This window comes from Arcicella aurantiaca (assembly GCF_003148625.1).
Taxonomy (GTDB): Bacteria; Bacteroidota; Bacteroidia; order Cytophagales; family Spirosomataceae; genus Arcicella; species Arcicella aurantiaca.
Genome location: NZ_QGGO01000039.1, coordinates 1 through 25,608, shown reverse-complemented (window position 1 = coordinate 25,608; position 25,608 = coordinate 1). Strand labels below are relative to the sequence as shown.

Annotated in this window: 16 protein-coding genes and 1 pseudogene; 6 read left to right on the top strand and 11 right to left on the bottom strand. The window is 34.3% G+C overall.

The genetic code is table 11. The annotated features are described in order from the left end of the window. Positions 1–78: 78 nt before the first annotated feature. The gene (locus LV89_RS22665) at positions 79–318 is read right to left on the bottom strand and encodes a VF530 family protein (protein ID WP_109745216.1); all 240 of its coding nucleotides are present in this window, start codon (positions 316–318) and stop codon (positions 79–81) included. Positions 319–395: 77 nt separating this feature from the next. Between LV89_RS22665 and LV89_RS22660 the strand changes: the two genes are divergently transcribed. After that, on the top strand, positions 396–1,544 hold the full coding sequence (locus LV89_RS22660) for an acyltransferase family protein (protein WP_109745215.1): 1,149 nt from the start codon (positions 396–398) through the stop codon (positions 1,542–1,544). 53 nt (positions 1,545–1,597) lie between these two features. On the opposite strand, the gene LV89_RS22655 is transcribed toward LV89_RS22660, so the two are convergent. The 4 genes from LV89_RS22655 to LV89_RS22640 all read right to left on the bottom strand — a co-directional run bounded on the left by LV89_RS22655 (position 1,598) and on the right by LV89_RS22640 (position 9,337). Then, positions 1,598–1,918, bottom strand: a complete 321-nt coding sequence (locus LV89_RS22655) for a helix-turn-helix domain-containing protein (RefSeq protein ID WP_109745214.1) — start codon at positions 1,916–1,918, stop codon at positions 1,598–1,600. Between the two features lie 739 nt (positions 1,919–2,657). Next, positions 2,658–3,863 carry a Gfo/Idh/MocA family protein gene (locus LV89_RS22650; protein WP_109745213.1) on the bottom strand — a complete coding sequence of 402 codons (1,206 nt, stop codon included), beginning with the start codon at positions 3,861–3,863 and terminating at the stop codon, positions 2,658–2,660. Between the two features lie 256 nt (positions 3,864–4,119). Next, complete coding sequence (locus LV89_RS22645) at positions 4,120–5,328, bottom strand: nucleoside permease (RefSeq protein WP_109745212.1); 1,209 nt, start codon at positions 5,326–5,328, stop codon at positions 4,120–4,122. Between the two features lie 595 nt (positions 5,329–5,923). Beyond that, positions 5,924–9,337, bottom strand: coding sequence for a PAS domain S-box protein (locus LV89_RS22640; protein WP_109745211.1), 3,414 nt, complete (start codon positions 9,335–9,337; stop codon positions 5,924–5,926). A gap of 214 nt (positions 9,338–9,551) precedes the next feature. On the opposite strand from LV89_RS22640, the gene rsmA reads away from it, so the two are divergent. The 3 genes from rsmA (at position 9,552) to LV89_RS22625 (ending at position 17,647) form a co-directional block, all read left to right on the top strand. Beyond that, a complete protein-coding gene (rsmA, locus tag LV89_RS22635; protein ID WP_109745210.1) occupies positions 9,552–10,340 on the top strand; it encodes a 16S rRNA (adenine(1518)-N(6)/adenine(1519)-N(6))-dimethyltransferase RsmA in 789 nt (262 codons plus the stop codon). 147 nt (positions 10,341–10,487) lie between these two features. Next, positions 10,488–13,331 carry a DNA mismatch repair protein MutS gene (gene mutS, locus LV89_RS22630; protein WP_109745209.1) on the top strand — a complete coding sequence of 948 codons (2,844 nt, stop codon included), beginning with the start codon at positions 10,488–10,490 and terminating at the stop codon, positions 13,329–13,331. A 101-nt stretch (positions 13,332–13,432) separates the two neighbouring features. Further along, positions 13,433–17,647 (top strand): sialate O-acetylesterase, encoded by a 4,215-nt coding sequence (locus LV89_RS22625; protein WP_109745208.1) that lies wholly within the window; start codon positions 13,433–13,435, stop codon positions 17,645–17,647. A gap of 216 nt (positions 17,648–17,863) precedes the next feature. On the opposite strand, the gene truA is transcribed toward LV89_RS22625, so the two are convergent. From truA to LV89_RS22605, 4 genes are all read right to left on the bottom strand, one after another. Then, positions 17,864–18,589, bottom strand: a complete 726-nt coding sequence (gene truA / locus LV89_RS22620; RefSeq protein WP_109745207.1) for a tRNA pseudouridine(38-40) synthase TruA — start codon at positions 18,587–18,589, stop codon at positions 17,864–17,866. A gap of 200 nt (positions 18,590–18,789) precedes the next feature. Next, positions 18,790–19,506 carry a YebC/PmpR family DNA-binding transcriptional regulator gene (locus tag LV89_RS22615; RefSeq protein WP_109745206.1) on the bottom strand — a complete coding sequence of 239 codons (717 nt, stop codon included), beginning with the start codon at positions 19,504–19,506 and terminating at the stop codon, positions 18,790–18,792. Between the two features lie 250 nt (positions 19,507–19,756). After that, entirely contained in the window at positions 19,757–20,305 is a 549-nt protein-coding gene (locus LV89_RS22610; RefSeq protein ID WP_109745205.1) for a nuclear transport factor 2 family protein, read from the bottom strand. 318 nt (positions 20,306–20,623) lie between these two features. Beyond that, entirely contained in the window at positions 20,624–21,847 is a 1,224-nt protein-coding gene (locus LV89_RS22605; RefSeq protein ID WP_158279670.1) for a serine hydrolase domain-containing protein, read from the bottom strand. 130 nt (positions 21,848–21,977) lie between these two features. Here LV89_RS22605 and corA point away from each other — a divergent pair, with 130 nt between their 5' ends. Together corA and LV89_RS22595 are read left to right on the top strand one after the other, a co-directional pair. After that, positions 21,978–23,048 (top strand): magnesium/cobalt transporter CorA, encoded by a 1,071-nt coding sequence (corA, locus tag LV89_RS22600; RefSeq protein WP_109745203.1) that lies wholly within the window; start codon positions 21,978–21,980, stop codon positions 23,046–23,048. A 547-nt stretch (positions 23,049–23,595) separates the two neighbouring features. Beyond that, the gene (locus LV89_RS22595) at positions 23,596–24,063 is read left to right on the top strand and encodes a DUF3592 domain-containing protein (protein ID WP_109745202.1); all 468 of its coding nucleotides are present in this window, start codon (positions 23,596–23,598) and stop codon (positions 24,061–24,063) included. A 69-nt stretch (positions 24,064–24,132) separates the two neighbouring features. Here the strand turns inward: LV89_RS22595 and LV89_RS22590 are convergent, their stop codons facing one another. Then, the gene (locus LV89_RS22590) at positions 24,133–24,882 is read right to left on the bottom strand and encodes a DeoR/GlpR family DNA-binding transcription regulator (RefSeq protein WP_109745201.1); all 750 of its coding nucleotides are present in this window, start codon (positions 24,880–24,882) and stop codon (positions 24,133–24,135) included. A 415-nt stretch (positions 24,883–25,297) separates the two neighbouring features. After that, positions 25,298–25,608, bottom strand: a pseudogene (locus LV89_RS25390) (hypothetical protein); the annotation flags it as partial.

The window sequence follows — 25,608 nt, the reverse complement described above, 5'->3', positions numbered from 1 at the left end:
ATAACCAATAACCAATAACCAATAACCAATAACCAATAACCAATAACCAATAACCAATAACCAATAACTAATAACCAATTATCCTTTATTCTCCTTTGCTATATCTCTTAAACTTTTCAAATATAAGCTTTCTACTTTTTCTCTTGCCCAAAGATTTTTGCGTAAAAAAGTCAAACTCGACTTAATACTTGGGTCAATATTAAAACATTTTATGTTAATTCTACTTCCCAAATCTTCCCAGCCATAGTAATTTACCAAGTGCGTAACGATGGTTTCTAAGGTCAAACCATGCAAAGGATTATTTTTCTGTTTTTCCATTGTGTTGGATTAAAATTTGAAATCAAAGTTACGAAGCGTAATTTTGTAATCCATAAAAGGATACTACAATAAAAATAATGCAAAACCCTCATCAACCAGTTTATTTTCCCAATCTCAACGGAGTTCGTTTTATCGCTGCTTTTTCTGTTTTGATACACCATACCGAGCAAATTAAATATTTGATGGGTTTTGAGAACAATTACGGTAATTTCTTTATTAAAAATATGGGAAAATTAGGCGTTGGCTTGTTCTTCGTACTAAGTGGTTTTTTGATAACGTATTTACTTTTTAGTGAGAAAAAACGTCGAGGAGATATTTCTGCTAAAGATTTTTACATTCGCCGCATTCTTCGTATTTGGCCTCTTTATTTTATTATTGTTTTGTTAGGATTTTTTGTGTTTCCTGCCATTCCAATTTTCAATGAGCCTCTTCGTGACCAATATTATTTTGATGCCGATTTCTTCAAACGTTTACCGTTTTTTTTATTGTTTTTGCCCAATATTGGTTTTGTTTTTTATCGCTCGCCTTATTTGTGTGCCCAAACGTGGTCGGTAGGAGTAGAGGAGCAGTTTTATGCTATTTGGCCTTGGATAATTAAAAGTAAAAATCCTTTAAAAACCTTCATCAAATTGTTAGTCGGATTCTTGACTATCTTAGGCTTAATATGGCTTTATATATTTAAAATCAGTGATTTTACAGAAGAAACAAAGTTTAAAATTCAAGAAGGATTAGCGTTGTTTTTTAGCCAATTTCGTATTCTGACGATGATGATTGGTGGTATTGGAGCGTATTTAGTTTTTACAAAGAAAGAAAAAATATTGTCAATTCTATTTAGAAAAGACGTTCAAATTATTGTCTATGCCATATTAGCTTTGATGTTAGGGACAGGTTTTCATGTTCCGGGATTCAACATGGAGTTTTACGGATTTTTCTTCTGTTTTTTCATCTTGAATGTTTCACAAAATCCCAATTCTATCATTTATCTCGAACAGAAAATAATTCATTATCTCGGTAAAATCTCCTACGGAATATACATTTATCATCCTGCCGTCATAGTGCTTTGCATCAATACAATTCATTATTTTTTTGGCGACGGTATCAATCATCAACTATTTAATTTCATCCTTTATCCAACAGCAATTTTATTAACAATTATGGTGTGCGAAATCTCATTTAGGTATATCGAAACACCTTTGTTGAAATTGAAAGATAGATTTAATAGGTAATAAAAAACCCAAATTTGAATTTCAAATTTGGGTTTTTTATTACCAACTAATTTTTATAATTTTTGTAATAACTGCCCTTGAAGGTCGATTATTTTCTTTTGCATTTCAATGACGTCATCGGCTTTTATTACTACATATCCCGTCTGAGCTTCTTGTACTGCTGACATATTTTTTATGCTTGTTTCTCCTGCAAGATAGGCAACATTCACGCCCAATGTCGATGCTATTCTTTGTAATTGCGAGTATTTTGCATCATTCCTATTTAAAATTGCGTGTAAGGTCGCCTCTGTAATATTTGAATTAGTTGCTAATTGCAAAAGTGTTATTCCCTTTTCTGCCACTAATACTCTAATTCTGTCTTCAATTCTGTTCATAATTTGTGTGTGCCGTAAAGAATATTTATGTGGTTTATTTTTTTGTTGTGGTTGAAAAGAGTTACTCTATTATAATCTATGATAAATAGCTCTTATCAAGAGCTATTTTTTCTATAAAAACAATCATTGCCCATAAGTTTACTGATATACCAAAACTTTTTTTGATTATCTACAAATATATAAAAAACGATTTTAGCTTACATTAAAAAACGAAAAAAATATATAAAAATCAAAAAATGGTGATAAGAGCGTTTTTGTGTTTTTGCTCTTTTCTGTAAAAGACAAAAATATTCCCTCGCCTCGAAGGGCAATTTTCTAAATAATAAATAAAGAGTTTGAATATTTTACTTTTGAATGTAGCGTCATAATTAAGAAATTATTATGACCAATATTTGAGGGAAATAGGGCGTATTTTGACGAAGTTTAGTCATTTGCCCTGTAATTGAGATTAATATTTACTTATGAAAGTATCGTTATTAATTTCAACACAGGACAAATAGACTACCTATTATTTTAGTGACTCATAAATATCTAACGTGATTTTTGAGTTTGATGAACTTCAAACGGTTAAATTATTTCGGAAGTATATACTTAATGTCGCAGGTTAAATTTGAGTCGAAAAAACCTCACCCCCAACCCCTCTCCGATGGAGAGGGGAGCATTAGACCCCATTTTTCTCCCCTCTCCATCGGAGAGGGGTCGGGGTGAGGTTTTGCAACATTAAGTACATACTTCCGAATTATTTTAGGTTCAATTTCTCAATTTCAATGATTTCTCCTGATTCTTTTTTCTTCAAGATTATTTTGAGGTCTCCATTTGGCAGTAATTCTTCTTTGATGAACCAATGGTCTGCATCATATTCTTGATATACCGATGGTTTTTGTAAACCTTCTTGTCCACGCCAATCTGGCAATTGCACAGGTTCCCATAATTTTGATTTTGCCGATTTGTAAGCAGCGTCAATAATAGCATTTACTACATAGCCATCATAGAAACTTTCTTGTGGAGTTCTTCCTTCTTCAATGGCGTTGAACATATCCGTAAACATGTGTGTATAGCCTAATTCATGAGTTTCGTCACCCACTGGAAAAAGCCAACCCGTAGCAGATTCTGCCTTTTCTGACACATACCCACCTTCGCCTTTGCCAGTGGTAAACATTTCAAAACCTGTACGTAAAAAAGAATTTGTCCAGATTGTCCCCTCCGTTCCCATTACTTCATCTCGTAAATCCATTCCTCCACGAAAAGTCCATGAAACTTCAAATTGACCAATCGCACCATTTTCATATTTCACCAAACCAATGGCATGGTCTTCGGCATCAATTGGTTTTACCTGCGTGTCTGCCCAACACATCACTTCAACAGGTTTAATATCTTTTCCGATAAAATTTCGAGCAATTTCAATACAATGGCAACCCAAATCAAGAATTGCTCCTCCACCTGCCATTTCTATATTCCAGAACCAATCTGAATGTGGGCCGGGGTGAGTTTCACGAGATTTTGCCCAAAGAATTCTACCAATTGCTCCGTCTTTTATGCTTTGAAGTGATTTTAAGAATTTTGGCGTATAACAAAGGTCTTCTAAATATCCTCCAAAAACACCCGCTTCTTCGCAAGCTTTAGTCATGCGGAGGGCTTCTTCTGCATTTCTTCCGAGTGGCTTGGTACACAAAACAGCTTTTTTGTGCTTTACGCAAAGCATAACTGCCTCTTCATGGATATGATTGGGAAGGGCAATCACTACCACTTCGGTTTCTGGATGAGCCACCGCTTCTTCCATCGAAGTAGTATAATGAGGAATAGAATAATCGTTTGCGAAGCGTATTGCGGTTTCTTCTTTGCGTGCGTAAACCACTTCTACACGGTCACGACTACGTTGTCCGTGAAGTGCATCGGCATAAAAACGCCCAATAAAACCACCTCCGAGAATACAAACTTTTGCCATAGTGTTTGAGTTGATGAGTATTGAAAAATAGTAAAATTATGTTGAAAGGTAAAAAACGATTTAAGGGATTTTCTTTAAAACTAAACTGTTTCTTTTTGGAACTATCAATGGTTTGTCACAAGACAAACGATAGACCACTGATGAAACGGATTATACTGATTTTCGCTGATGTTTCTTTATTTTACCTGACTGTGTGTCCCAGACTGTGCGTCACACAGTGTAAATCCGTGAAATCAGTTCAATCTGTGGTCTAAATTTATAGTTCCGTTTCTTTTTTGTCGTTAAAGAAAATAATAAATAATACTAAAACTACCGCTGCAATTCCCGCAGGAACCATCCAAACGCCGTTCCAATTATGCCCCGTTACAATGCCAGAAGCATCTTGAAGTGTATATTTTTCTAAAACAAGTCCAGAAATTTTTGAGCCAATCCCCATACCAACGCCATAAGTAGCCAAAGTAATAAGTCCTTGTGCCGAATTCTTGATTTTATCTCCAGCTTTATTGTCAGTATAAATTTGTCCTGTTACAAAGAAGAAATCATAACAAACACCGTGTAAAACGATGGCTAAATATAAAATCCATTCTGATGAAATTCCGTCGCCATTTCCGAAACATAAAAAGCGGACAATCCATGCTACTAAGCCCACAATAAGCATTTTTTTGATGCCAAATTTCTGTAAAGCAAAAGGAATTAAAAGCATAAAAAGCACTTCAGAAGCTTGTCCGAGCGACATTTTATTTTCCACATTTGTCATGTGAGATTCTGTAAGAGATAAGTTGGCATGAGCATAATAAAATGCCAAAGGAATACAGACTAAAACAGAAGAAATAAAGAAAATTAAAAATGAACGGTCTTTGAAAAGTACAAACGCATCTGTACCTAAAATTTGAGAAATAGAAGCTTGTCCAGTTGCTTTTGGAGGGGTATCAGGTAAAGTAAATGCAAATAGTCCCCAAATAATAGAAGTAAACATGGCAATTTGGAAAATGGTTACTTTATCACCATATCCATACAATCCGATGATGTTAGTAACAATAATCCATGCGATAGTTCCTAAAACTCGAATAGATGGAAACTCTTTACCGGGGTCTTGCATTTGGTTCATGGCAATAGAACTTGACAAAGCTAAGTTAGGAGCAAAGGTCATGGTATATGCCAAAATGTACCAAAAGAAAGTGTCCGGGTCTTGATTTTGAATTAAAAAATAAAGAACTCCTGCACCAATTAGATTAAGGACACCCATTACTTTTTGGGCTGAAAAATAACGGTCGGCAATCATTCCAACAAAAAAAGGAGCAACAATTGAGGCTATTGAAAAGGTTGCATAAGCACTACCAATTTGGTCGCCAGAGGCTTTTAATGTTGTAAAAAGATACTTTCCCATTTGTCCGTACCAAGCTCCCCATGTACTAAACATAAGAAACATCATAAGCATTAATTGAATGCGGGTAGTTACTTTCATATTCTTAATATTATCAATTTTGAATGTTTATTGTTAAAATATTGTTTGAGAGAGCGAAATTTAATATAACTTTTTTTATAGTATGTCATGGATTATTGATAAAAACCCTTTATTTTTTTTAAGTTATTGATTTTTAGATATATATGAACTTGTTTTTTGCTGATTTAAGCCAAAAAAGAGGAGAGTACCCATGAAGATTGGTAGGCTTTCTAAAAATAACCAAGTTTTCCTTGTAGAATTAAGAATTATTGATAATTTTTACGTACAATTACGTATAAATCGAAAATTATACGTTCCTTGCTTTTGTATTTTAATGATGTATTTTATATAACATCGAAAGAGTCTGTCATTGGTTGTGTTGTATTATTCTGTTACACATTGGGGTTTAGTTCAACAATATTAAATATTCCCAAACCATTGACATGAGGTTACGACTAACCGCCAATAAGTCGTAGCAATATGGGGTATAGCACCGCCAAGTTATGCCCCTATTTTTTAAATTGAATAATCCGCCAAAGTTAAATTTCGTTTGTTGTGGGGCGGGGCGGCGCACTGCTCCACAACGTTAAGGTTCTCCAACTTGGAGGCATTCTCGTCAAGATGCTTTCATCTTTAAGATTTCACTTTTGAATTTCTCAAATTCATCTTGTAAAATAATAACTTCACGCTCGAACAATTGAAAGTCACAGTGCTTTGCTTTTTCTTCGATAATTCTGGTTATTTCGTGCAAACGCATTGCTCCCAAAGTTCCTGAATTTCCCTTCAAAGTATGTAATTCTCCTTGTACTTGTTTGCAATTATTGGCTTTATGACCTTCAATGGCAAGGCTGATTTGTTCAGTTGCTTCTTCTTCAAAACCTTCTAAAATTGATGCTACAAATTCCATATCGCCCCCCACACTATCGGCTAATTGTTTGACAATTTCATTATCGAGAATCGCAAATTTATCCAATTCTGCTTCATAATCTGGAATGGAAATTTCTACAATATTTTTTGGATTTTGAATTTCTGATTTTAGGTCAATAATTGGTTGAATTTCTTGTTTGATTTCTTCAATTACAACGGTACTTTTCAGTTCCTTGTAGTCAGCTAATTGCTTAGAAACCCATTCGGCTACTTTTCTAACTAAAATTTCTGCTCGGATAGGTTTTGGAACGTAATCATTCATGCCATTAGCTAAGAAACGGTCACGGTCTTCCTTCATAGCGTAGGCAGTCATGGCAATAATTGGCGGTAATGATATTTTCAAACCTCTTAAATGTTGGGTAGTTTCAACGCCATCCATTTCGGGCATTTGAATATCCATAAAAATAATATCGAAAGGTCTTTCCGTTAGGGCAGTCTGTACTAATTCAATGGCTTTTTTACCAGAATCTGCCGTTAGCACTTCACAACCCGATTTTCGTAAAATTTCACTGGCAACTTTACGGTTGGTGGCGTTATCATCAACAACCAATAAATATGGGTGATACTCATTGAAATGATTAACAACTTGGAAAACAGGTTCGTCTTTTTTAGCCATCATCGGACTAATGTCGGTCTGTTTGATTTCGATGGTGAACCAGAACGTTGAACCTTTGCCCCATTCTGAATGTACGCCAACGTCGCCTTTCATCATTCGACATAATTCTTTTGAAATGGCTAAACCTAAGCCTGTTCCGCCAAATGATTTTTTGGTAGAATTATCCACTTGTTGGAAAGCATTGAAAAGAATTTTGAGATTTTCTTCGGTAATACCAATGCCAGAATCGGTTACTTCTACTTTTATACGATTGAATTTTCCTCTTTTTTCTACCAAATTCGCTTTGATTGTCACCGTTCCATTTTCAGTAAATTTCAAAGCATTTGACGTGAAATTTGATAAAATTTGTAACAAACGGGTTTCATCTGCAATGACAAATTCTGGTAAATTCTCGCCAAATTCACAGATAATTTTATTGTTTTTGACAATCGCTAATTGTGAAAATAATGCTTGAAGACGGTCAAAAACATCTTTGAAAACAATTGGTGCTTCATGAAGAGCCATTTTTCCCGCTTCAATTTTGGCTAAATCCAAAATGTCATTCAGAATGTGAAGTAAGGTTTCTGAAGACTTTTTGATAGTTTGCACATAATCTTTTTGTTCGTCATTTAATGGTGTATCAATCATCAAATCAATCATACCAATTACTCCGTTCATTGGTGTACGGATTTCATGACTCATGTTTGCCAAAAATCTTTCTTTTACTTTCAACGAGCGTTCGGCTTCGTCTTTTGCCTTTACGATGTCTTGTTGATATTTTTTTAAATCGGTAATATCTCGCCCAATTCCCGAAACTTCCTCAATATTACCACTATTAATGATTGGATTTAGGTAAACTTCTACCCATTTTTCTTCTCCATCTGGCGAATCTAACTGTACTTCAAAATGCTGTTGTTCTCCCTTGAAAGCCGATTTGTACTTGTCTTCTAAAACTTTACGGTCGGTCTGAGAAACCATTCTGAAACCCATTTTTTCGGTACTAAGGGTCAATTGTGGTTTTACACCTAATTGACTTTCAATGAGTTGTGCATATTCTTGATTGAAAGAAGTTAATAACATTCTGCGGTTGACAGACCACATTAAGTGCGAACTTCCCTCAATAATTGCCGTCAAACGAGAGGTTTCTCTTGCTAATTTGTCCTCAGCTTGTTTTCTGGCAATGGCAAGAGCCACTTGTCCAGAAATAAAATCTAATAAAAGTAAATCTCTTTGTTCGTATTTATTTTGTCGTTCATAAGACTTTAATCCAATGATTCCTGTTACTTTATCGCCAATGCGTAGGGGTACGCAAATCATCACTTTTGGCACAACGCCATAAAGATAAATTTTCTTTTCTTCGGCTAATTGATAAATGTCTTCGTCTCTGAGAATCAGGGGTTTATTGGCTGCTATGGCGTACTCGGTGAGTCCGTTTCCTAATTTTCTTTTGGTAAAATGAACACGACTATCAAAATATTCATCTACATAGTATGGGAAATATAGGTACGATTTTGCCGAGTCGTATTGAGCAATAAAGAAGTTTTTTACATCAATTACTTTTCCTAATTCTTCATGAATGTTAAAATATAAATCATCTAAATTAGTTGAGCGAATAGTGGCTTGTGCAATGCTGGCATATAAGTTTGAAGACCGTTCTGCTCGTACTTTTGCCGTTGAGTTATGAAAAATACAACGGAAAGCCGTTGGAATGTCTTTCTCGAAACGGCAGTTTACCGAACCCGAAAGATAAAGGCGTCTTCCATCTTTTCTTCTGAATACAACTTCTACATCAGCTATTTTTTCACCATTTTTAATTTTTTCAAATTTATCTAATGCTTCTTCTGCAAAGTCAGGATGGAGAACATCTTTTAATCGTAAACTTGATAATTCGTCCGACTCATAACCTGTGTTTTCGAGCCATGCTTTATTTACATACAAAAAGCGTCCAGAAATACTGATAATTTGAATTAAATCGGAAGTATTATTGATTAAATCTTGTAACTGTGCATTGGAACGAGACAAAGCTTCTGCTACTTTACGGCGGTCAGTAACGTCTTCACCGATGACTGTTAAATAACGGATTTCTTCGGTGGCATCATTGAAAATAGTAGAATTGAGTTCAACGTATTTTAATTGGTTAGATTTTGAGAGCATTGTTCTTTCTTTTTGCTCAAATAATCCACCTTTTTCCATAGCGTCTTTGAAAGACTTTATTCTTTGGTCACGTTCTTCAATTGGCACAATTACATCAAAAAAGTTTTGTCCAACTAATTCTCCAAACTCATAACCTAACATTTTGGTAGCGAAGGTGTTACAAAAAACAATTGTTCCATTGTCTTCTAAAACGATACCTACTAAATTGAGATTTTCAACGGTTTTCTCCAATTCAGATGCCATTGAAATAGGCATTTCTCCTGACCTTTCGTTTACTTCTAATACCCGTAATTCCTTTTTTAGGTGACGTATTTCTAAAATTAATTCTTCTTTTGTTTTATGACTCCAACGCATATTTCAGTTAACAGTTAATAGTTAACAATTAACAGTTTTTGAAACTGTAATTGATTTAGATAAGTGAATTTGTAAAATACTAAACTAACTTATTGTAATATTTAACCTAAAAGTACAAATTTCAACGTAATTTTAAGGCATAGATAGAAGTAATAAATGGTTTTTTACACAAATAATTATTAATTATCAACTATCAATTATTAATTAAAAAAAGATGGACGTAAGGGCAAAGAAAAGTTTAGGGCAGCATTTCCTTCGGGATTTGGAGGCAGCTAAGAAAATAGCAGATTTAATGTCGAGACATGGCGACTATAACCGTGTTTTGGAGATTGGACCGGGAATGGGCGTTTTGACTCAATATTTATTAGAACATACTGAATATCAGACAGATGTGGTTGAACTCGACCGTGAATCTGTTGATTACTTAAATATTCATTATCCGCAATTGAAAGGAAGAGTACATTCTGCCGACTTTTTGCATTTGAATTTAGCAGATTTTTTCAATGGTGAAAAATTCGGAATTGTTGGGAATTTTCCTTATAATATTTCTTCACAAATTTTATTTAAAGTATTAGATTACAAAGACTTAGTGCCAGAAGTAGCAGGAATGTTTCAGAAAGAAGTAGCGGTTAGAATTGCCTCAAAACCGGGGAACAAAGACTACGGAATTTTGAGTGTTTTGTTGCAAGCGTTTTACGATATTGAATATTGTTTTTCACTTGGGCCAGAAGTATTTTCTCCACCGCCAAAAGTAAATTCGGGTGTAATTCGTTTAAAGCGGAATAATGTTACCGATTTGGGTGTTTCTGAAAGTTTGTTTAAATCGGTAGTAAAAATGGGCTTTAATCAACGTAGAAAAACTTTGCGTAATGCTTTGAAAGCCTTGCAGTTACCCGATAATCCATTCATGAGTAAGCGTGCAGAACAACTAAGCGTTGCAGACTTTTTGGAATTAACCCAAATGGCAAAACAACAAGGTGATGTAAAAGAAATTGAAATTTAAACAATACTTGTATTACTGATTTAGTGAATTGATTAGCTATTTGAAGACAATCTAATACTTACCAATTCAATTTGTGTTAGGAATTTGTGGGTTAGTTCACTAATTCCTAAAACCTAAATCCCAACCCCTACTTATTAAAAAAGACTAATGGCAAGACCATCAAATAATCCTACCGATAAAACCAAAGCTAAAAAAGTACATGAAACGCCTCTGGCAAAGCAATACAACCAAATAAAAGCCAAATATCCCGGTGCATTGTTGTTGTTTAGAGTCGGTGATTTTTATGAAACTTTCGGAGAAGATGCGGTACGTGCCTCTAAAATTTTAAATATTACCCTTACCCGAAGAAATAACGGTACTGCCGATGACCATTTGGCAGGTTTTCCCCATCATTCTTTAGATAATTATTTGCCACGTTTGGTACGTGCAGGCGAGCGTGTAGCTATTTGCGACCAGTTGGAAGACCCCGCAACGGCAAAAGGAATTGTGAAAAGAGGCGTTACAGAATTGGTAACTCCGGGCGTTTCGTACAATGACAATGTTTTGGATATGAAACGAAATAATTACTTGGCTTCGGTCAGTTTTTCTTCGTTTTCAAAAGAAATTGTTGGTATTGCGTTTTTGGATATTTCTACGGGAGAATTTCTTTGTTCACAAGGAAATGTGTCTTATATCGAAAAATTATTACAGAGTTTTTCGCCTTCTGAAGTGCTTTATTGCAAGAAAAATCGCCAAGATTTTACCAATATTTTTGGCGACAAATTCAATACTTTTGGCTTGGACGATTGGGCTTTTAAACATGATTTTGCCTATCCATTACTGACTAATCACTTTAAAACCAATTCTTTAAAAGGTTTTGGTGTAGAGTCGCTCACAGAAGGAATTATTGCAGCTGGCGTTATTATGCACTATTTGGCGGAAACAGAACACCGTGAAGTTGGGCATATTTCCCGCATCAATCGTTTGGAGGAAGAGAAATACGTTTGGTTGGATAAATTTACGATTCGCAATTTAGAATTGGTTTCGGCACAGCAGGAGGGAGGAATTCCGTTAATTCAGATTCTTGACCAAACCATGACGCCAATGGGAGCAAGACTTTTACGTAAATGGTTGGTGTTGCCTCTTAAAGAAAAATCACTGATTCAAGAGCGTCTGAATACGGTTTCGTATTTTAAAGAAAATGATGAATTACGTGAATCGTTGGAGTCGAGCCTTAAACAAATTGGTGATTTAGAACGTCTTATCTCAAAAGTTGCCGTTCGTAGAATCAATCCAAGAGAATTATTGGCATTGAAAAAAGCACTTTTGCACATTGAGCCTATTCGTTGGCAATTGCTCAACGGAAAACCTTTAGAAACGATTGGCGGTTTACGTTCTGAACACGATAGACAGTTAGCGGTAAGTAACGAGCAGTCTCCTGAAATTAGTAGTGATGATTTTTTGAATGAAGTTTTGAATCCAGAATATGGGAAATCGGTAACAGAAAATGAGCAATTGACTGTAAATGAAGTGGAGGTAGAAACGCCAAAATCTCAAAATTCTAAATCTGAAATTCTAAGAAAATACGCTGACCAACTGAATCCGTGTCAGTTTTTATTGGATAAAATTCAGAAAGAATTGCGTGATGACCCGCCACTTTTGAGTAATCAAGGAGGAATGATTCGGCAAGGAGTTGATGAAGATTTAGACCACCTTTTGGGCATAGCTTACACAGGAAAGGACTTTTTAATGCAAATTCAAAATCGTGAAATTGAAAGAACGGGTATTACTTCTCTGAAAATTTCTTTCAATAAAGTTTTTGGATATTATTTAGAAGTGACCAATGCACACAAAGATAAAGTGCCAACCGATTGGATTCGGAAACAGACGCTTGTCAATGCCGAACGTTACATCACGCCTGAGCTGAAAGAATATGAAGAAACCATTTTGGGTGCGGAGGATAAAATTAATGTAATCGAGCAACGAATTTTTAATGAATTGGTCAATGTAGCAAATGATTATGTTCATCAAATTCAGCAAAATGCCAAAATTATTGCCGTGCTTGATGTACTGACAAATTTTGCCAAAATTGCCGAAAAGAATAATTATTCTAAACCGCAAGTGTCTGAAGATAAGGTGCTTAATGTGAAAAATGCTCGTCACCCAGTTATTGAACAACAATTACCTTTGGGAGAAAAGTATGTTCCGAACGATTTGTATTTAGATGATGCTACTCAGCAAATTATCATCATTACAGGACCAAACATGGCAGGTAAATCTGCTCTTTTACGACAAACAGCTTTGGTGGTTTTAATGGCTCAAATTGGCTGTTTTGTTCCTGCTTCAGAAGCTCAAATTGGCATTGTGGATAAAGTTTTTACAAGAGTTGGAGCAAGTGATAACCTTTCAAAAGGAGAATCTACTTTTATGGTAGAAATGACTGAAACCGCCAGCATTTTGAACAACCTTTCAGACAGAAGTTTGGTCTTAATGGATGAAATTGGTCGTGGAACAAGCACCTACGATGGCGTTTCGATTGCTTGGGCGATTGCTGAATTTTTGCATAATCACTCAAATCATCGTCCGAAAACACTTTTTGCAACGCACTATCACGAATTGAATGAGTTGGCAAATGATTTTCCGAGAATTAAAAATTTCAATGTTTCGGTAAAGGAAATCAACGGAAAAGTGATTTTCATGCGTAAATTACAAGAAGGTGGCTCTGAACACAGTTTTGGTATTCATGTGGCACAATTGGCTGGTATTCCGCAAAATGTGGTGTATCGTGCGAGTGAAATTTTGATTGAATTAGAGAAAAATCGTTCCAAAGAACAACACCGTCAGACGATTAGAGAAATGCCAAAACAGAATTTTCAAATGGCATTATTTGAAGCAGAAAAGAATCCAAAATTTGAGAAAATTGAACAATTATTAAAAAATATTGACATCAACACAATGTCGCCCATTGAAGCTCTTTTGAAACTCAATGAAGTCAAGAAAGCTTTGGATTAAATAGAAAGAGTCTTTTGAGTTTATGAGTTTAGGGTTTATGAGTTGTTAGAAGAAGACTCATAAACTTTAAACTCATAAACATTTGTTTACCTAATAAACCCATGAAAAAACTTAACACACTCATACTTTTGCTATTGGTCTGTTCTGCCGTCAACGCACAGAAGTATTTCGCTACAACCTTCGATAAACTCCCCCAAAATTATCAACTTTATCCTCGAAATGAGCTAAATGAAGCTATTATTCCTATTTCTGGCAAAATTGAAGAAACAGGTTGGGACTATTTTTCGGTACAACTTTTTAGAAATAAAACGCAAGTTGGTTATCAAAAAGCTCCGATAACTTATGCCAATTCTGTTGGAAAATTCTCCTTTTCATCCATAAAAATCAAGGCAGAAAAAGCTGAATATGATGTCAAGATATTTGCAGTAAAAGGCAAAGATTCATTGAGCATTACCACTCGTGAAAACATTGTAGCAGGTGATGTTTATGTGATTTCGGGACAATCCAATTCTACGTGTTTTTTTAACGATACTCGTACCAACGAATACTGCCGAACCTTTGGCAAAACGATGGGAACAAGTGGTATTTCAACGGGAAGCCCTGCGGATACGCTTTGGACTTTGTCGAATCAAGATGCTTTTAATCAGGGAGTTGGAACAATGGGTTTTGAATTTCAGCAAACCATCTTGAATAAATATGGCATTCCAACGTGTTTGATAAATGGAGGTTTTCACAACTCCTCTATGTCGCAACACGCTACAAGAAATGCCAACAATCCTGCTGATTTGACGACGGGTTACGGCAGAATGTTATACCGTTTACAAAAAGCAGGAGTAGATAAATCGGTCAAGGCATTTATTTATCGACAAGGGGAATCGGAAGCTTATGGAGAAGGTACAGATTGGAGTGGCAATTTTGATATTTATTACAAAAACCTAAAAACCGATTTGCCATCAATCAAGCAAATTTACCTTTTTCAAATTGATGTAATTGGCTATACTCAATTGCCACAATCGCCCCAGATAAGAGATATTCAACGTAGAGAAGTTGATAAGTATGCTGATATTCAAGTGGTTGCTTCTATCGGGACGGCTGGTTTTGATGGGTTACATTATACGCCAGAAGGCTATATGCAAAATGCTCAAGAATTTTCACGACTGGTTGGGCGAGATTTTTATGGCTCAACCGACATTGATAATATTGATGCTCCGAATCTCAGAAAAGCCTATTTTTCAAAGAAAGATAAAACTGAAATTACTTTAGTTTTTCAGTCAAGTCAAGACTTATCTTTTACGCCTCAGCCTCGAAATTTGGTCATGAAAAATCAATTTTATTTAGATGGTATTAATGGCGTAGTTAATACAAATTCGGCTTCTGGAAATAAAATTGTGTTGAGCTTAAATTCCGCAAGTTCTGCCTCTCTGATTTCTTATTTACCACCGTTTATTCTCAATAGTGACCCCGAATATCCCTATATTGGTCCTTACATTGTGAATAAAAAAGGGCTGAGAGCTTTGACTTTTCATCAGGTGAAAATAGAATCTTATGAGTCTAATTTGCCAATTCCAACGATAACGTACAGTAAAATTCCTCAAAATCTTCAACTATTTCCACGTAATGCCAAAAATGAAGCAAATGTTACAATTGCTGGAAAAGTAGATTCTCCTGATTATACCTCATTGACCTTGCAAGTTTTACGAAATAATGCCACCGTAAAATACTATAAATCAAATTTAACTTACGTTGCTAATTCCGCCAATTTTGCATTTTCGCATACCATAAAAGCTGAGTTAGCTAATTATCATTTTAAACTTTATGCCATTAAAGGTACTGATTCTGTGTTAGTTACCTCTCGTGAGAATATTGTTTCGGGAGATGTTTTTGTGATTAACGGACAGTCAAATGCTGCTGCTTGGAATATCTCCACAACATTTCCAAATTATGATTATCGCAATGAATTTTGTCGCACATTTGGACAAGCCCCAACTAATAATCCTTACATAACCAATGCAGATACCACGTGGGCGTTATCCAATGCGAGTAAACCTTATGTGGGTGTTTGGGGAATTGAATTACAGAAAATGCTCATGGAAAAATACGCCATTCCAACCTGTTTTTTGAATGAGGCGGTTGGTGGTTCGGCAATAACAGAACATACTAATCGAGATGTAACTAACCCGAGTAATGTTTCCAATATTTACGGAAGATTGTTGTACCGTGCTAAGAAAGCAGGCGTTTTAGACAACATCAAAGGCTTTTTTTACTGGCAAGGCGAAGCCGAGGCTTTGGATAAACCTTCTGTTTGGAAAACTGAATTTGAAAAATTGTATAACTTTTGGAAAACAGATTATCCAGCAGTAGGAAAGTTTTATATTTTTCAAATCAATATTATCGGTGTGCCAATTATTGAAGCAGGGGAACTTCGTGATTTTCAGCGACAAATTAAGAAAAATTATGTCAAAACGGAGGTAATTGCCACCATTGGGAATTCGGGTTACGACGGAACGCATTATTCCGTAGAAGGTTATAAAAAAGTAGCGAGTGATGTATTGCGTTTGGTAGCAAGAGATTTTTATGGTTCGGTGGATACTGTGCAAATTGTGTCGCCTAATGTTCAGAAAATCTATTATTCAACCCTTGCCAAAGATGAAATAACCATTCTTTTTGAAGATACCCAAAAAATGATTTGGACTGCCGATTCTACTTATAAACAAGATGATGGTTTGCTCCGAAAGTATTTCATGAAAGATTATATTTATCTGAATAACACAACAGATAAAGTGGTTTCGGGAAGAGCAGAAAATAATAAAATCGTGTTAAAAACAACTGGATTTACAAGCGGACAAAGTTTGACTTATTTGCCTCCTTATTTTCCAATGAATTATCCAGTGGATTTGAGAGGAATTTTTGGAGGTCCTTTTTTGAAAAATCAGAGAGGAATGTCTGCTTTTTCATTTTACAAACAAGCCATTTCTGACCCGCTAAGTTCTCCCACTTTAACGGCTAAAATTAAAACTGCCACTTCCGTTGAATTAACTTGGACTGAAATCAGTACGGCAACGTCTTATGTCTTAGAAATCAAAGACTTGCAAGCTGATAAATATACCGTTGTAAAAACTTTGCCTAAAGGAACGCTGACATATTTGAGTGATAATTTATTAGGAAGTACCAATTATACTTTTAGAATTAGGGCGATTGCTCTTAATGTAGAATCGGAATATTCGAGCGTGCAGATTCAAACGCCAAAAGCATTGGATATTCCCAAAGTGACGGGAGTTTCTACCTATGTTGATGCTATAAAAGTAAGTTGGGCAGCCGTTCCTGATGCGATAAATTATATCGTTGAAAGAAAAAATAATACAACAAGTGCTTATGAACAATTAGCGAAAGTTGCCGCTACCGTTTTAGAATATCAAGATAAATCGTTGGAAGCTAATACTTTATATACATATCGTGTAAAGGCTTTGGGTACATTTACGGAATCGCCTTTTGGAGAAGTACAGGTGAAAACATTGGATTTTCTACAAAATTCAAATATTGCCGTGACAGTCGTTTATAATAACTCTTTGAAAATTGATTGGAAGTCTGTTCCCAACGCAACGTATTATATTTTAGAAAGAAAAGTTGCCAATTTAGATTTCAGAAATTGGGGAACTTTTGAGTCTGCCGTTTTATCTTTTACAGATAAAGATTTAGTGCCAAATACCGTTTATACTTACCGAGTAAAAGCCTTGAGCGATAAGAGCGAATCTCCTTTTGTAACGGCTGAAAACAAAACGCCAGCTTTGCTTGCTACGCCCGAAGTGACCATAACCGTAAATTCTTTTGATGCTTTAAAAATTGCTTGGAAAACCATTCCAAATGTAACGCAATATGTTTTGGAAAGACGTTTGAATGAAGCCGATGCGTTTAAAGAATTGGTGAAATTAGATGCTTTGCAGACAGAATATAGCGATACGCAACTGAAAGAAAAAACAACTTATTTTTATAGAATCAAGGCTTTGGGAGACAAAACAGAATCGGAATATGTTTCTGTAAAAGCAACAACGGCAACAATTCTTAAAACAGAAGAGGAGATTTTGGAAGGAATTACGCTTTTCCCGAATCCAAGTCATACACAAGTAACGATTAGATTTTCAGAACCAAAAAGTGGGCATATTAGTATCGTAGATTTGAGAGGTGTGGAGTATTTTCAAGAAGAAATACGGAAAGTAAACGACTTGACTATACCCCTAAATAGATTTCCAAAAGGTATTTATTTAGTGAATTTTAAAACTGAGGAGAGAAGTGTTAACAAGAAGATTGTAGTAGAGTAACACAGACTAAAAGTAACACAGACTTTAGTCTGTAAGTAAAATATACAGACTGAAGTCTGTGTTACTTTCAGTTTGTTTTTATACAGACTGAAGTCTGTGTTACTTTTAGTTTGTTTTTATACAGATTGAAGTCTGTGTTACTTTCAGTTTGTTTTTATACAGATTGAAGTTTGTGTTACTTTCAGTTTGTTTTTATACAGACTGAAGTCTGTGTTACTAATAATTAACCTCCATTAAAAAAAGTCCTTCCGCAGGGACGGCTCTACCTGCGTTTTTCCGATTTTTAGAAAGAATAATTTGCTCAAAATCAGCAAGGGACAATCTGCCCGAACCAACTTCTAAAAGCGTTCCCACTACTGCCCGTACCATGCCCCTCAAAAAACGATTTGCCTTTATGTGAAAAATCAATAAATCATCTTTTTCTTCCCAATGAGCTTCCATAATACTACAATTGAAAGTGAAAACTTGCGTATTTACTTTGCTAAAGCATTCAAAATCAATGTGTTTGAAGAGAATCTGGCAAGCTTCGTTCATTAATTCCACATTTAATTTATGGTTGAAATCGTAATATAAACCTTTTAAAAATGGATTTTTTTGTCTTGAAATTCTGTATTCATATTTTCTTGAAGTAGCTTCAAAACGACAATGATAATCATCTGCCACGTTAAAAATACGACTTACAGAAATATCAAACGGTAAAATTTTATTAATTCTATACACCAAATTTTCTGTATCAAGCTCATGCTCAACCTCAAAATGTGCCATTTGTTGCATGGCATGAACGCCAGTATCTGTTCTGCTACTGCCTGTAATTTCTATGGTATTTTTTAGTAAGGTACTCAGTGCTTTTTCAATTTCTTCTTGTACTGTTTTGGCATTATTTTGTATTTGCCAACCACAATAATTTGTTCCCCGATATGCACATTCAATGAAGTATCTCATCGTTTTAGTTATAAAATAATTATTTTTAGTACAAATAGTTGTTATACTTACTAAATGGTTAACATTTGTCAAGTTTTTTCTTATTTTTGTGAATGAAAACTATTCTTTCCAAGATTAGTAATCAAATAATAGCAAGAAGCAATACAGCAAAAAAGCCAGATTTTTATCTGGCTTTTTTCTTTTGTATATTTTGCTAAATGTTATCTCATATTATGATAAACGTTCTGAACGTCGTCATCTTCTTCCAAACGCTCAATAAGTTTTTCTACATCTGCCATTTGTTCTTCGGTCAATTCTTTGGTATCGTTTGGAATACGCTCAAAGTCAGCACCTAATAATTCAAATCCTTTTTCTTCCAAAACTTTTTGTAAAGAACCATAAGCGGTAAATTCACCATAAATATTGATTTGGTTACTTTCTAAATCCAAGAAAATTTCATCAGCACCATAATCAATTAATTCAAATTCTAATTCTTCAATATCCAAATCAGCCGTTTTAGCAATTTTGAAAACACATTTACGGTCGAAGATAAAATCTAACATACCTGTAGTTCCAATTGTACCACCACATTTAGTAAAGTGACTTCTGATATTGGCAATACTACGGTTGGTATTGTCGGTTGTACATTCTACCAAAACCGCAATTCCGTGTGCTGCATATCCTTCATACACAATTTCTTTGTAGTCTTCTTGGTCTTTAGAAGAAGCTTTTTTGATAGCACGTTCAACGTTGTCTTTTGGCATATTTACTGCCTTAGCATTTTGAATGATGGCTCTCAAACGTGAATTTGAGTGTGGGTCTGGTCCTCCTGATTTTACAGCAATAACAATATCTTTACCGATTTTGGTAAAGGTTTTTGCCATTTGTCCCCATCTTTTAAATTTTCTTGCTTTTCTAAATTCAAATGCTCTTCCCATTGCTTGGTTATTCGTTATCAGTTATGTTATTAGGAATTATTTTCAATCCTCTAATAATCAGTTTCTTAAAATTGTTATGTAATAATGAAGATGAAAATTTGGATTGCTGTAAACACATTTTTCGATGATTTACCTTTATTTTCAATCCATAATTTTACAAAGTTATAAATTAATACTTTTTTACGCAAAGTGCATATAAACAAAAAGCCCACTTGATAGTGAGCTTTCGTGTATTTCTAATAAATGATTTCTACCAACCATCATCTGCTTTAGGTTTTACATTGGCAGTTGATTTTTTTACAGCAGGTTTTGCAGGAGCTGTCGCCACTGATGATGTTGATGTTGAAACTCCCATTCCTTTTACTTGAGCGTCTAAATCTGCTTTGCTATAAACACGACTCACGATTTTCCATTCTGAGCCAACTTTTAATAAACTTAATAAATCAATGAATTTGTATTCTGGAAATTGGATTTCAACCGTAGCTAATGCCGAACTGCCAATATAAGAATATGAAATAATTTTGTAAGAACTTGCTCCTCTACCTTGCATACCACCTGCTGGCATACCGCCCACAAATTTTGAAACAGGCATATCTGCTACTGCTCCTGAAGCATTAATACTTTTTAGAACTGCACTCGAATGGAATGCTTGATTTACTTTGGCAGCGTCTCCCTTAAATGCTCCTTCAAGGTAGTTGTTGACACAAAATTTTACAGCTTCATCTTCCGACTGTGCCTGTACCGAGATAGCACTTGCTGAAATAAAAAACAAAAAGAGGATAATTTTGGAAATCTTCATGACTGATTGCTTTAGGTTTTACGCCTAAAATTAGTATTTTTTTGTGATTTAACGATTGATTGGCAATATTATTATAGTTGTGATTTAGTGATTTTTTTAATTGTGAATTAGTGAGTTAGTGAATTGTGATTTAGTACACTGTTTCATAAGTTATTTCAACTTCCCGAAAGTTTTAAACTTTCGGGAAGTTCCCACAATCAAAGATTTTAGGATAAAAATTATTTAGAAAACTTATTAAACAGTGTATTTATTGAATTGTGATTGGTGAACTATTATTCACAATTCACTAACTCACAATTAAAAAAAATCACAACTAAACTATTCTCCTTCCAATTCTCCGGGTAATCCTTCGCCACTCATAAAGTACCATGCTTTTTCTGGATAAAGAATTGACTGAGCAACTTTTATGCGTCCAAGTGCGTGGTTCGCAACGTTTTGAAGGATAATAATAGATGAATTATCACGATTATTGTGCATATAATAATTTTTGAAACCATGCCACCAACCTGTATGAAAAGTCAACCACGAACCATCATCTAAAAGCTGTAAACGCCAACCAAATCCATAGTTTTTGGTAATCATATTTCTAAAAGTATGAGCAGGCAAAAAGGCTTCTTGGAGAGTTGTCATTTTTACCAATTTCTCAGAATTAAGAGCCATATCCCACTTAAATAAATCTTCAACAGTAGAATAAACGCCTTTGTCGCCCGTTGCACCGTCCAAATGGTCGAAAGGAACTTGCCAATAACCTCTTCTTCGTGGCGTATATCCTACGGCTGCATTGGCTACTAATTCCGTTTTGGTTGGGTCATAAATAAAACTACGAGACATTCCTGCGGGAGCAAAAAGGTTTCTTTGAGCATATTCTCTGAAACTCAACCCTGATAATTTTTCAACAATATAAGCCAACAATACATAGTTTGAATTATTGTAATTGAAACGAGAATTGGGCAAATAGTTAATTCCGGGTTTGTATTTTGCAAACAAATCAACAATTTGGTCGTTTGACATCGACAAACGTTTATTCCAAACTCGGTCTAAACAATATACATAATTAGGAATTCCTGATGAATGTGTCAATAAACTTCTAATCGTTATCGAAGAATCATAAGGGAAGTTGGGAATGTGTTTATAAACGGGGTCGTCATAATTGATGAGTCCTTTTTCGTGCAATTGCATGATGGCAACAGCCGTAAATTGCTTAGAAACAGAAGCTAATTGAAATTGTGTTTGCGTTGTATTAGTATCTTTTTTGGTAAAACTCGAATACCCAAACGCATTTTTATAAATGATTTTTCCGTATTGCGAAACCAAAACAGCCCCGTTGAAACCATTAAGTTTATGTAATTTTTTGAAGAAAGTGTCTAATTTGATGGCTTTTCTACTGGCAATTTTAGGGTCAAATAAGCGAGAAAGGCTATCATTTTTGTTAGAAACCGCACTGGAAGTTTCTTCAGAAAATGACTTAGATTGATGTGAACAAGCAACTATTCCCAGACCCGAAAAGAAACTAAAAAGTAGAATATATTTGGTAATTTTCAAAAGTATCACGTTTTATTGGAAGGATTATAAGATTTATATGTGGCTATCTTTATAACGCTAAATTAAGCTATGAATTTGATTTATGCCAATCTGTTTTTAATTTTAGGTATATACTCTCACAAACAAAATAATGTCAAAACGCTATAAAATTCAGAATGCCAATCTCGGAACATCTCCCGGAACACTCACTTACGTTGGAGAAGAAGTAAATTTTGAAACCAAAGTTTTTTGGACTGAATACAATGCTGATTTCTATAAAACGCATACATTCCCAAAATTAGGAGACTTTAATCTCACCTTAGACGCCGACAAAACTTACTGGCTCAATATTGACGGTATTCATGAACCCAAAGTTATTGCCACTGTTGGAGAAGTCTTTGATTTACATCCACTTGTGATGGAAGATATTTTGAATACCCAACAAAAACCTAAGTTTGAATACTACGACGATGAACAGCTTTTTATTACCATCAAAATGATGGAATTTAATCCATACACTCGTGAAATAGAGGTAGAACATTTGAGTTTTATTTTAGGAGAAGGTTTTGTGATTTCCTTTCAAGAAGAACGCACAAAAGATGTTTTTGAGCCAATCCTTCAACGCCTAAAAACTTCTGCTGGAAAAACCCGTAGAAATGGAGCAGATTATTTGCTTTATGCTTTGATAGACTTGGTTGTAGATAACTATTTTGTGGTTTTAGAACAAGTTTCTGAAAATATGGAACGCTTGGAAGAAGATATTTTGACCTCAGCTAAACAGAAATCTCTGAATGAACTTTATGGCATAAAACGAGAATTGACTTTGATGCGAAAAACCGTTTTTCCATTGCGTGAAATGCTTTTTAACTTGATTAGAGAAGAAGCTCCACTGATAACTCCGAATACTTCTTTGTACTTACGTGATGTACACGACCACGTTACACAGGTGCTTGAAACGGTTGATTCTTATCGTGAATTGGTGGCGTCTTTGATGGATTTATATTTGTCGCAAGCCAGTAATAGAATGAATAATGTCATGAAAGTGCTAACGGTGATTTCGGTCATTTTTATGCCTTTAACTTTTGTGGCAGGAATTTATGGAATGAATTTCGACAATATGCCTGAGTTACATTGGCAATACGGTTATTATTATGTTTGGGGCTTTATGATTTTGTCAGTAATCGGAATGTTGATTTATTTTAAAAAGAAGGAATGGCTGTAAGAGAATTTGACGTTATAAATTATCCCTAAGAGTTGCTGAAAATCGTCAATTTGGGCGTTTGTATTTTAGGAATTTGAAAATTTTGAGTTTTTGTAAAAAAAACTTTTTTATGAATAATTACTTTATTTTGAAACATGATTTTTAAGAAAACACCTGTTTTTTTGATTTTCTGCTAATTTAAGATACCTATTTTGCTGAAAAAGCTATTTTTTAAATTAAATATGACTTTGAATTAAACCTGATGCTTGGAAAAGTGCAATAAAAAAACTTTATATTTCAATAAAAAACTTTTTTGAACAAAGCCAGTTTAAAAACAGAGTGTTTTTAGCTTTAAAAATGTAAAATTCATCAATTCGGCATTTAAAAATAGAAATATTAAGTGGAAACTTGCCTTTTTTAGGAAAAACACCATCAATTTACAACTTTTTAGAAAAACCCTGTTTGGGTATAACTGCTTGATTATTAATAACTTTTGTGCAATTTTTACGTATCTATTAATGTAAAATGATACATAGATACTTTTAAAATCTCAAGAGCATTAAATAAAATGGTTAATATACTCAATTCAATATTTTTAATTTCAGGAAGACACGGAGTCTATACTGGAGTTCCTCCAACTGTAATGGCTGGTTTTGTTGTGGTTGCGGCAGCATTAATTTTGTTAGGTTTTTTCCTTACTCAAAAACGTCGTTCATGGTTGCAACATTCACAATTAACGCAAGGTGAGATTGTAGAAATCAGCAAACGTTTTGACCGTAGTGATAGACGTGGGCAACATCCAATTTTCTTTCCTGTTGTTTCTTTCAGTGTAAATGATAGACAGTTCAAAATTGAATCTGACAAAGGAATGGCAATGTTGAGCCAGATTGGTCAAAAAATGCAGGTTCGTTATAATCCTGAAAATCCTTATGAATCTGCTTTAGGTGAAAGTAATATTCCGGGAATTAAGCCTTCTGTTTTCTTTGCTTTAGGGCTTGGTTTATTAATGGCAAGTTTATTATTGATGTTTAAATAAAAAAACATAACATAAACAAAAAGGGCGTAAATTATTTTACGCCCTTTTTGTTTGCAATTATTTGCAAGGTTATAGTATTTCTACTCCTTTGTTTTTAAAGCCACTCAAAAGCTCGTCAGAAGCATTTAAACTCGTAATCAAATAGTCTAAATCTGTAAAATTACAGACACTATAATTTTCCTTTCTATTTATTTTTTCTTCCAATACACACGTTACCGTTTTTCTTGAAACATTCATCATTTTTTGTTTCAGAATAGACTCTTCATAATGTCTAATGGCTAATCCATTTTCTATACTAATACTGTTAATACCCATAAAATATAGGTCAGCTTGAATATGCTCTAAGTCTTGAATCGTTTTGCTTCCAATCGTTATTTGGTATCTTTTATAGAAAGAACCTCCCAATAAAATAATTTCTATTTTAGGGTGTTCTGCTAATGCTGTTGCCAAATGAGGATTGTTAGTAACGATGGTAAGTTCCAGATTCTTAGGGATTTGTTCGGCAATGTAAAAATTAGTAGTGCCGCCATCCATAATTATTATTTTATTGTTTTCTAATAATTTCAATGCTTTTTTGGCAATAGTAACAAACTCTGTATTAACAATGCCTAAACCTTTGCTGGGCTTCATTGAAAGGTAAGAATGAGCAATAGCTCCACCATGAACTTTTTTCAAAAGACCTTTATCTTCAAGTTCAATAACGTCTCTTCTTACACTATCATAAGATACATTTAATAGTTGACCTAAATCTACCAGAGTAACCTTTTTGTCGGTTCCTAATTTTTCTAAAATGAGTTGTTGACGTTCTTCTTTTAACATATTGAGAGTTTTGGATGTTAGTACAATAGTTTCACTGGATATTTATATATTTATTTTGCAAATATCTGCAAAATAATGCAAAAGTATTTGCATTATACAAAAAAGTTTGCATAAATTTGTATCGTTATCATTAACCATTTTTATAGTTTAATAAATCAATAACAAGAGTACATTTTTTTTTATTATAAAAACCACTGGTTAAAATAATAAAATTGTGTTTTGAAAGGTTGAAATCGAAAGGGTACGGACATTGCTGTCTGTACCTTTTTTCTTTTTATAAAGTTTAACTTTGGAGTTCTATGAAGTAAGGAATAGCTTAAATTACATACAAAGGTAAAACATTGATAATTACTAAATTCCTTTATTTTATTCAATTGAGTCATTTTCCTTCTATACTAATTTAGTAAACATTACTCTACCCGATGATTTTTGTTACGTATTGATAATGAAATAGTTGTATTTGAATCCACCGAGTAAATTTATTTAAAAATTCATCCCAGATTTTTATAAATCCTTGATTGATATTTCTGAAACCTTCTCTCAAAATATCAAGCCCTTTTCGGAAAAAACTATTGGATTTATACCCATGTTTTTTAATTCTGATTTTTTTTACTTTTTTATGATGATGTTTTCCAATATTCGTACATATTCCAACTGCTATACTAACAAAAACGATTAGCTTTTTAATTTTTTCGCTTGATTTTAGGTGCGTATTTTCTAAGTTAA

Excerpts from the sequence above, each read along its gene's own strand:
- LV89_RS22665 (WP_109745216.1), bottom strand. The coding sequence starts at position 318 with ATGGAAAAACAGAAAAATAATCCTTTGCATGGTTTGACCTTAGAAACC.
- LV89_RS22660 (WP_109745215.1), top strand. The coding sequence starts at position 396 with ATGCAAAACCCTCATCAACCAGTTTATTTTCCCAATCTCAACGGAGTT.
- LV89_RS22655 (WP_109745214.1), bottom strand. The coding sequence starts at position 1,918 with ATGAACAGAATTGAAGACAGAATTAGAGTATTAGTGGCAGAAAAGGGA.
- LV89_RS22650 (WP_109745213.1), bottom strand. The coding sequence starts at position 3,863 with ATGGCAAAAGTTTGTATTCTCGGAGGTGGTTTTATTGGGCGTTTTTAT.
- LV89_RS22645 (WP_109745212.1), bottom strand. The coding sequence starts at position 5,328 with ATGAAAGTAACTACCCGCATTCAATTAATGCTTATGATGTTTCTTATG.
- LV89_RS22640 (WP_109745211.1), bottom strand. The coding sequence starts at position 9,337 with ATGCGTTGGAGTCATAAAACAAAAGAAGAATTAATTTTAGAAATACGT.
- rsmA (WP_109745210.1), top strand. The coding sequence starts at position 9,552 with ATGGACGTAAGGGCAAAGAAAAGTTTAGGGCAGCATTTCCTTCGGGAT.
- mutS (WP_109745209.1), top strand. The coding sequence starts at position 10,488 with ATGGCAAGACCATCAAATAATCCTACCGATAAAACCAAAGCTAAAAAA.
- LV89_RS22625 (WP_109745208.1), top strand. The coding sequence starts at position 13,433 with ATGAAAAAACTTAACACACTCATACTTTTGCTATTGGTCTGTTCTGCC.
- truA (WP_109745207.1), bottom strand. The coding sequence starts at position 18,589 with ATGAGATACTTCATTGAATGTGCATATCGGGGAACAAATTATTGTGGT.
- LV89_RS22615 (WP_109745206.1), bottom strand. The coding sequence starts at position 19,506 with ATGGGAAGAGCATTTGAATTTAGAAAAGCAAGAAAATTTAAAAGATGG.
- LV89_RS22610 (WP_109745205.1), bottom strand. The coding sequence starts at position 20,305 with ATGAAGATTTCCAAAATTATCCTCTTTTTGTTTTTTATTTCAGCAAGT.
- corA (WP_109745203.1), top strand. The coding sequence starts at position 21,978 with ATGTCAAAACGCTATAAAATTCAGAATGCCAATCTCGGAACATCTCCC.
- LV89_RS22595 (WP_109745202.1), top strand. The coding sequence starts at position 23,596 with ATGGTTAATATACTCAATTCAATATTTTTAATTTCAGGAAGACACGGA.
- LV89_RS22590 (WP_109745201.1), bottom strand. The coding sequence starts at position 24,882 with ATGTTAAAAGAAGAACGTCAACAACTCATTTTAGAAAAATTAGGAACC.